The sequence below is a fragment of the Frankia sp. CcCS3 genome, assembly GCF_977927575.1.
In genome coordinates, this window is the sequence record NZ_CDWRCL010000192.1 from 1 (window position 1) to 7,921 (window position 7,921).

The following is a 7,921-nucleotide window of genomic DNA, read 5'->3' on the forward strand; positions in this document are numbered from 1 at the left end:
GACTTCACCGTCGAGGTGGAGCGCTCGCTGCGGGTCCTCGACGGTGCGGTCGCGGTCTTCGACGCGGTCGCCGGAGTCGAGCCGCAGAGCGAGACGGTCTGGAAGCAGGCCGACCGTTACAACGTCCCGCGTATCGCCTTCGTCAACAAGATGGACCGGGTCGGTGCCGAGTTCCACCGCTGCGTGGAGATGATGATCGACCGGCTCGACGCGACGCCGGCCGTGATCCAACTCCCGTGGGGCGTGGAGGCCGACTTCCGCGGTGTCATCGACCTGGTCCGCATGAAGGGCCTCCTCTGGACGACCGAGGACAAGGGCGCCTCCTACGAGACCGTCGACATCCCGCGGGATCACCTCGAGGCCGCGCAGGAGTGGCGCGACAAGCTCCTCGAGACCGTCGCCGAGAACGATGACGAGCTCATGGAGCTCTACCTCGAGGGTGAGGAGCCCTCCACGGAGCAGCTCATCGCCGCCCTGCGCCGCGCGACCCTGGCGAGCAAGGTCAACCCGGTGCTGTGCGGTTCGGCGTTCAAGAACAAGGGCGTCCAGCCCATGCTCGACGCCGTCGTCGACTTCCTGCCGAACCCGCTGGACATCGGCGCCACCGTCGGCCATGCGGTCGGCGGCGAGGAGACCGAGGTCCGCCGGGAGCCGAGCGAGGACGAGCCGTTTTCCGCGCTCGCCTTCAAGATCATGAGTGACCCGTACGTGGGTAAGCTGACCTATATCCGGGTGTACTCCGGCAAGCTGACCGGTGGTTCGCCGGTGCTGAACTCGACGAAGGACCGCAAGGAGCGCGTCGGCCGGATCCTGCAGATGCACGCCAACCACCGGGAGGACCGGGAGGGCGTCGGCGCGGGACAGATCGTGGCCGTGGTGGGGCTGAAGAACACCACCACGGGTGACACGCTCTGCGACCCGAACGCCCCGGTGATCCTGGAGTCGATGACGTTCCCGGCGCCGGTCATCCACGTCGCGATCGAGCCGAAGACCAAGGCCGACCAGCAGAAGCTGGGCGCCGCCATCCAGCGCCTCGCCGAGGAGGACCCGACCTTCCAGGTCCGCACCGACGAGGAGACCGGTCAGACGATCATCGCCGGCATGGGCGAGCTGCACTTGGACGTGCTGGTCGACCGGATGCGCCGCGAGTTCGGTGTCGAGGCGAACGTCGGCAAGCCGCAGGTGGCCTATCGGGAGACGATCCGCCGCAAGGTGGAGAAGGTCGACTACACCCACAAGAAGCAGACGGGTGGATCCGGCCAGTACGCCCGGGTGATCATCAACCTGGAGCCCTCCGGCGGCGACGGCGGCGGCTACGAGTTCGAGAACAAGGTCACGGGTGGTCGCATCCCCCGGGAGTACATCCCCTCGGTGGATGCGGGCTGCCAGGAGGCCATGGAGTTCGGTGTGCTCGCCGGCTACCCGCTGGTGGACGTCAAGGTCACCCTGCTTGACGGCCAGTTCCACGACGTCGACTCGTCCGAACTCGCATTCAAGATCGCCGGTTCGATGGCGTTCAAGGATGCGGCCCGCAAGGCCGACCCGGTGCTGCTCGAGCCTCTGATGGCCGTTGAGGTCACCACCCCCGAGGGCCACATGGGTGACGTGATCGGCGACCTGAACTCCCGCCGTGGGCAGATCCAGGCGATGGAGGAGCGGGGCGGTTCCCGGATCGTACGGGCGCTGGTGCCACTGTCGGAGATGTTCGGCTACGTTGGTGATCTTCGGTCGAAGACCTCCGGCCGGGCGAGCTACTCCATGCAGTTCGACTCCTACGCCGAGGTTCCCGCGAACGTCGCCAAGGAGATCATCGCCAAGGCCCGGGGAGAGTGAACGCCCTCGCGGCGTGAGCAACACCCCTACCTGACTACACTGCACGACACCACCCGTCCTTGGAGGGACACCCGTGGCGAAGCAGAAGTTCGAGCGGACGAAGCCGCACGTCAATATCGGCACCATTGGTCACATCGACCACGGCAAGACGACCCTGACCGCGGCGATCACCAAGGTCCTGCACGACGCCTACCCGGACCTCAACCCCTTCACGCCGTTCGACCAGATCGACAAGGCGCCGGAGGAGAAGGCCCGCGGCATCACGATCTCGATCGCCCACGTCGAGTACCAGACCGACACCCGGCACTACGCGCACGTCGACTGCCCGGGACACGCCGACTACATCAAGAACATGATCACCGGTGCCGCCCAGATGGACGGCGCGATCCTGGTCGTGTCCGCCACCGACGGCCCGATGCCGCAGACGAAGGAGCACGTGCTCCTCGCCCGCCAGGTCGGCGTGCCCTACATCGTCGTCGCCCTGAACAAGGCCGACATGGTCGACGACGAGGAGATCCTCGAGCTCGTCGAGCTGGAGGTCCGGGAGCTGCTGAGCTCGTACGAGTTCCCGGGCGACGACGTTCCGGTCGTCCGGGTCTCCGCGCTCAAGGCGCTGGAGGGCGACAAGGAGTGGGGCGCCAAGCTCCTCGAGCTCATGGCGGCGGTCGACGAGTCGATCCCCGAGCCGCAGCGTGACATCGACCGGCCGTTCCTCATGCCGATCGAGGACGTCTTTACGATCACTGGTCGTGGCACCGTGGTCACCGGCCGCGTCGAGCGCGGAATCGTCAAGGTCAACGAGACCGTGGAGATCGTCGGCATCAAGCCGGAGACCACCTCCACCACCGTGACCGGTGTCGAGATGTTCCGCAAGCTGCTCGACGAGGGGCGTGCCGGCGACAACGTCGGTCTGCTCCTGCGCGGTATCAAGCGTGAGGACGTCGAGCGCGGCCAGGTCATCGTCAAGCCGAAGTCGATCACCCCGCACACGGTGTTCGAGGCTCGCGTCTACATCCTCAACAAGGATGAGGGCGGACGGCACACGCCGTTCTTCAAGAACTACCGCCCGCAGTTCTACTTCCGCACCACCGACGTGACCGGCGTCGTGACCCTCCCCGAGGGCACGGAGATGGTCATGCCGGGGGACAACACCGAGATGACGGTCGAGCTGATCCAGCCGATCGCCATGGAGGAGGGTCTGCGCTTCGCCATCCGAGAGGGTGGCCGGACCGTCGGCGCGGGCCAGGTCACGAAGGTTCTCAAGTAGTAGCCGTGGGCGGTGGGTCCGGGCGTGTGTACGGACCCACCGCCCACTGCGCTGCCTGACCAGACGGGGCCCGGCTCCACGTGTGGCGGGGTCGCCCCGGCCAGGCAGGGCTCTCGCGAGACTCGGCTGCCGAGGACAACCGGCCGCCGGTAAGGGACGCAGCCCGGTCCCGGTCGACACGTCGAGCGGGACCGGCACGAGACAGCGGTACAACCGGCAGATTCTTTCCGCCGGCGGCGCGGTGCCAGGCTCGCCGCGCGGCCGGCGGTGAGGATCTACGGGCGGTGACCCGGTAGCGATACCGGCCGGACGAGACAGACAGGACAGGCGAAGCCCACCATGGCGGCACAGAAGATCCGCATCCGGCTCAAGGCCTATGACCACGAGGTCATCGACAGCTCGGCGCGGAAGATCGTCGAGACGGTGACGCGGACGGGCGCGCAGGTCGCGGGACCGGTGCCGCTGCCGACGGAGAAGAACATCTACTGCGTCATCCGGTCGCCGCACAAGTACAAGGACAGCCGCGAGCACTTCGAGATGCGGACGCACAAGCGGCTGATCGACATTCTTGACCCGACGCCCAAGACGGTCGACTCGCTCATGCGCCTCGACCTGCCCGCCGGCGTCGATATCGAGATCAAGCTGTAAGAGGGGCCGGCGCAGTCATGCTCATCCGCAACTACAGAGGGCTCCTGGGCACCAAGCTCGGGATGACCCAGGTATGGGACGCGAACAACCGCGTCGTGCCGGTCACCGTCATCAAGGCCGGACCTAACGTCGTCACGCAGGTCAAGACGCCTGACTCGGACGGCTACTCGGCCGTGCAGCTCGGTTACGGCGAGATCGACCCGCGTAAGATCAACAATCCCGCTCGCGGCCACTTCGCCACCAGTGGGGTGACGCCTCGGCGCCACCTCGTCGAGCTGCGGACCGCCGACGCCGGCAACTACCGGCCCGGCCAGGAGCTGACCGGCGAGGTGTTCTCCGCCGGGACCGTCGTCGACGTCACCGGCACCTCGAAGGGTAAGGGGTTCGCCGGTGTCATGAAGCGTCACGGGTTCAAGGGCCTGGGCGCGGGGCACGGCGTCGAGCGCAAGCACCGCTCGCCGGGGTCGGTCGGCGGCTGCGCCACTCCCGGTCGCGTGTTCAAGGGCCTGCGCATGGCCGGCCGGATGGGTCACGTGCGCACAACGACCTCGGGGCTGACGATCCACGCCGTCGACACCGAGCGCGGCTATCTGCTGGTCAGGGGTGCGGTGCCCGGCCCGGACGGTGGTCTGGTCCTCGTGCGCAGCGCGGCCAAGCGCCCGGCGCCCGAGACCATCGCCCCGGCGGCCGAGCCGGCCGATACCGGTGAGGAGGTCTCGGCATGAGCCGGGTGGCCACATCCGACCCGAGCGTCACCACGCGCACCGTCGCGGTGCACGCGCCGAACGGGGGCGACGGCGGCAGTGTCGAGCTGCCCGGTGGCGTGTTCGACGTGCCGCTCAACGTCCCGCTGATCCACCAGGTCGTGGTGGCGCAGCTCGCGGCGGCCCGCCAGGGCACGCACGACACGAAGACCCGCGGCGAGGTCCGCGGCGGTGGCCGTAAGCCGTATCGGCAGAAGGGCACCGGCCGGGCCCGGCAGGGATCGCTGCGGGCTCCGCAGTTCACCGGCGGTGGCACCGTGCATGGCCCCACGCCGCGCAGATACGACCAGCGGACCCCGAAGAAGATGAAGGCCGCCGCGCTGCGCGGCGCGCTGTCCGACCGGGCCCGCAACAACCGGGTGCACGTGGTGTCCTCGCTGGTCTCCGGCGAGGCGCCGTCGACGAAGAGCGCGATCACCGCGCTGCGGACGATCGCCGACACCCGCCGGGTGCTGCTGGTGGCGAGCCGTTCGGACGAGCTGACCTGGAAGAGCCTGCGCAACGTCGCGGCGGTGCACCTGCTCGACCCGGGCCAGCTCAACACCTATGACGTGCTGGTGAGCGACGACGTGGTCTTCACTGAGGAGGCGCTGGCCGCATTCCTTGCTCGTGACACCCGTCCGGCGACCTCTACCGCCGGGACCGAGGCTGCCGCGGGCACCGAAGGTGTGGCCGGGGCGGAGGAGAACAAGTGATTCCCGACCCGCGTGACGTGATCCTGCGGCCGGTCGTCTCCGAGAAGAGCTACGGCCTGCTCGACGAGAACGTCTACACCTTCATCGTGCGTCCGGACGCGAACAAGACCCAGATCAAGCTCGCGGTCCAGCAGATCTTCAATGTGCGGGTCCTGCGGGTGAACACCATCAACCGGCAGGGCAAGCGCAAGCGGACCAAGCACGGCTGGGGACACCGGTCCGCCTCCAAGCGGGCCCTGGTGAGCCTGGCTCCCGGTGACACGATCGAGATCTTCGGAGGCCCCGGTGCCTGAGCGCGTGCGCTCCGCGGCGGCGGTGGGTCCAGGACGGTAGGAAGCCATGGGTATTCGTAGGTACAAGCCGACGACGCCGGGGCGTCGTGGTGCGAGCGTGGCCGACTTCGTCGAGATCACTCGTGACCACCCGGAGAAGTCGCTGGTCCGCCCGCTGCACTCCAAGGGCGGGCGCAACGTCCACGGCCGGATCACCACCCGGCACCAGGGCGGCGGCCACAAGCGGGCGTACCGGGTCATCGACTTCCGGCGGGACAAGGACGGGGTGCCGGCCAAGGTCGCGCACATCGAGTACGACCCCAACCGCACCGCCCGGATCGCGCTGCTGCACTACCTCGACGGGGAGAAGCGCTACATCCTCGCGCCGGTGAAGCTCAGGCAGGGCGACACGGTCAGCTCCGGCGTGGGCGCCGACATCAAGCCCGGCAATGCGCTGCCGCTGCGCAACATCCCGACCGGCACGGTGGTGCACGCCATCGAGCTGCGTCCCGGTGGTGGTGCGAAGATCGCCCGCAGCGCCGGCACGAGTGTGCAGCTCGTCGCGAAGGACGGCCCCTACGCCCAGCTGCGGATGCCCTCCGGTGAGATCCGCAACGTGGATGTGCGCTGCCGCGCGACGGTCGGCGAGGTCGGCAACGCGGAGCAAAGCAACATCAACTGGGGTAAGGCCGGCCGGATGCGCTGGAAGGGTCGCCGACCCACCGTGCGTGGTGTCGCGATGAACCCGGTCGACCACCCGCACGGTGGTGGTGAGGGTAAGACCTCCGGCGGTCGTCACCCCGTCAACCCCAAGGGCCGTCCGGAGGGGCGGACCCGCGCGACCCGCAAGTCGTCCGACGCGCTCATCGTGCGTCGTCGCAAGCAGAACAGGCGGCGGTAGTGGTGATCTCCAGGCCCCGGGCCGCGTCGACCACCAGCGCGCCGCCGACCAGCCGCACCCATCGGATCTGAGCAGGAAGGAGGAGACACAGCCATGCCACGCAGTCTGAAAAAGGGCCCGTTCGTCGACGACCACCTGCTCAAGAAGGTGGATCTGCAGAACTCCAAGGGCACCAAGCACGTCATCAAGACCTGGTCGCGCCGGTCGACCGTGATCCCCGACATGCTGGGGCACACGATCGCCGTGCACGACGGCCGCAAGCACGTCCCGGTCTTCATCACCGAGGGCATGGTCGGGCACAAGCTCGGCGAGTTCGCCCCGACCCGGACCTTCCGTGGCCACGTCAAGGAGGACCGGAGGTCACGCCGTGGCTGACGATCTCGTTGACGGCCTGACCCGGGCCGGTCTTCCCGGGGCCAAGGCCTCGGCCCGCTATGTCCGGGTCTCGCCGACGAAGGCCCGCCGGGTCGTCGACCTGGTGCGCGGGCGCTCGGTCGGCGAGGCGCTGGACATCCTCCGGTTCGCTCCGCAGGCGGCCAGCGAGGACGTGTACAAGGTTGTCGCCAGCGCCGCGGCGAACGCCGAGAACAACCACAGCCTCGATCCGGCCACCCTGTGGGTCGGCGAGGTCTACGTGGACGAGGGGCCGACGCTCAAGCGCATCCGGCCCCGCGCCCAGGGCCGGGCCTATCGGATCCGCAAGCGCACCAGCCACATCACCGTCGTGGTGGAGAGCCGGGAGCCGGTCTCCGCGGCCGGCCGGGGCGCCAAGACGACCGCGAAGACGACAAGGAGGGCCCGGTAGTGGGGCAGAAGGTCAACCCGCACGGGTTCCGGCTTGGTATCACCTCGGAGTTCACCTCTCGCTGGTACGCCGACAAGCAGTACAAGGCGTACGTCGGCGAGGACGTGAAGATCCGTAAGATGATGTCGCGGGGCATGGAGCGGGCCGGCATCAGCCGGGTCGACATCGAGCGGACCCAGGGGCGGCTGCGGGTGGACATCCACACCGCGCGCCCAGGCATCGTCATCGGTCGCCGTGGCGCCGAGGCCGACCGTATCCGTGGCGACCTGGAGAAGCTCACCGGCAAGCAGGTGCAGCTCAACATCCTCGAGGTGAAGAACCCCGAGGTCGACGCCCAGCTCGTCGCCCAGGGGGTGGCTGAGCAGCTCTCCAGCCGGGTCAGCTTCCGCCGGGCGATGCGCAAGGCCATGCAGACCGCGATGAAGGGCGGCGCGAAGGGGATCCGGGTGCAGTGCTCGGGTCGTCTCGGTGGCGCCGAGATGAGCCGGTCGGAGTTCTACCGCGAGGGTCGGGTGCCGTTGCACACCCTTCGCGCGGACATCGACTACGGCTTCTATGAGGCCCGGACGAACTTCGGCCGCATCGGCGTGAAGGTCTGGATCTACAAGGGCGACGTCGTCCAGAGCCGGGCCGAGCGTGAGGCGCAGGAGGCGCTGCAGCGCCAGACCCGCCGGGAGCGCCCGCGCCGCGGGCCGCGTTCCGGCTCGTCCGGCACGACCCAGGGCGGGACCGAAGC

General features: G+C 68.6%; 10 protein-coding genes. All 10 read left to right on the forward strand.

Annotated elements, in window-relative coordinates; all coding sequences use genetic code 11:
• Positions 1-1,833: elongation factor G (gene fusA / locus AC08OQ_RS15225; RefSeq protein WP_476612135.1), on the forward strand; the 1,833-nt coding region annotated here is incomplete at its 5' end.
• Positions 1,834-1,906: 73 nt separating this feature from the next.
• Positions 1,907-3,100, forward strand: a complete 1,194-nt coding sequence (tuf, locus tag AC08OQ_RS15230; protein ID WP_011435038.1) for an elongation factor Tu — start codon at positions 1,907-1,909, stop codon at positions 3,098-3,100.
• A gap of 339 nt (positions 3,101-3,439) precedes the next feature.
• Positions 3,440-3,748: a 30S ribosomal protein S10 gene (gene rpsJ / locus AC08OQ_RS15235; protein ID WP_007514815.1), complete on the forward strand. Its 309-nt coding sequence runs from the start codon at positions 3,440-3,442 to the stop codon at positions 3,746-3,748.
• A 17-nt stretch (positions 3,749-3,765) separates the two neighbouring features.
• Positions 3,766-4,473, forward strand: coding sequence for a 50S ribosomal protein L3 (gene rplC, locus AC08OQ_RS15240; RefSeq protein ID WP_462185690.1), 708 nt, complete (start codon positions 3,766-3,768; stop codon positions 4,471-4,473).
• On the forward strand, positions 4,470-5,207 hold the full coding sequence (gene rplD / locus AC08OQ_RS15245; protein WP_462185691.1) for a 50S ribosomal protein L4: 738 nt from the start codon (positions 4,470-4,472) through the stop codon (positions 5,205-5,207). The genes rplC and rplD overlap by 4 nt, the downstream gene beginning before the upstream one ends.
• Positions 5,204-5,500: a 50S ribosomal protein L23 gene (gene rplW / locus AC08OQ_RS15250; protein WP_011435041.1), complete on the forward strand. Its 297-nt coding sequence runs from the start codon at positions 5,204-5,206 to the stop codon at positions 5,498-5,500. Before rplD ends, rplW begins: the two co-directional genes overlap by 4 nt.
• 46 nt (positions 5,501-5,546) lie before the next feature.
• Positions 5,547-6,380 (forward strand): 50S ribosomal protein L2, encoded by an 834-nt coding sequence (gene rplB / locus AC08OQ_RS15255; RefSeq protein WP_011435042.1) that lies wholly within the window; start codon positions 5,547-5,549, stop codon positions 6,378-6,380.
• Positions 6,381-6,473: 93 nt separating this feature from the next.
• Positions 6,474-6,755: a 30S ribosomal protein S19 gene (gene rpsS / locus AC08OQ_RS15260; protein WP_011435043.1), complete on the forward strand. Its 282-nt coding sequence runs from the start codon at positions 6,474-6,476 to the stop codon at positions 6,753-6,755.
• Entirely contained in the window at positions 6,748-7,185 is a 438-nt protein-coding gene (rplV, locus tag AC08OQ_RS15265; protein ID WP_476591751.1) for a 50S ribosomal protein L22, read from the forward strand. Before rpsS ends, rplV begins: the two co-directional genes overlap by 8 nt.
• Positions 7,185-7,921: 30S ribosomal protein S3 (gene rpsC, locus AC08OQ_RS15270; RefSeq protein ID WP_476612136.1), on the forward strand; the 737-nt coding region annotated here is incomplete at its 3' end. The genes rplV and rpsC, both read left to right, overlap by 1 nt.